Genomic DNA, 317 nt, shown 5'->3' with positions numbered 1-317 from the left:
GTCGCGGTGGTGAACGGCCCTGCGGCCGTGGTGGTTGCGGGCCTCGAAGCCGAGAGTGACGCCGTCGCGGAGGCTGCGGGCGGGCGGGGCTGGAAGACTCGCCGCCTGCGGACCAGCCCCGCGTTCCACTCCCGGTGGAGGGAGCCGATGTTGGAGGACTTCCGCGCCGGGGTGCGGTCCCTCTCCGTCGCCGAGCCTTCGGCCCCGGCGGTTTCGTCGGTGACGGGCCGCTCGGTCGGTGTCGGGCAGTGGTCGGACCCGGAGTACTGGGTGGCCCAGGTCCGCATGCCGGTCCGCTTCGCCGACGCCCTCGTCGC

1 protein-coding gene is annotated in these 317 nt (G+C 74.8%); it reads left to right on the top strand.

Annotated elements, in window-relative coordinates; all coding sequences use genetic code 11:
- Positions 1 to 6: 6 nt before the first annotated feature.
- A partial coding sequence (locus tag PUR61_RS45695) for an acyltransferase domain-containing protein (protein ID WP_443035350.1) occupies positions 7 to 317 on the top strand: 311 nt, incomplete at its 3' end.

The organism is Streptomyces sp. BE20, assembly GCF_036322525.1.
Lineage (GTDB): Bacteria > Actinomycetota > Actinomycetes > Streptomycetales > Streptomycetaceae > Kitasatospora.
The sequence above is the reverse complement of the archived record's forward strand: the minus strand, read 5'-3'. Positions and strand labels throughout refer to the sequence as shown.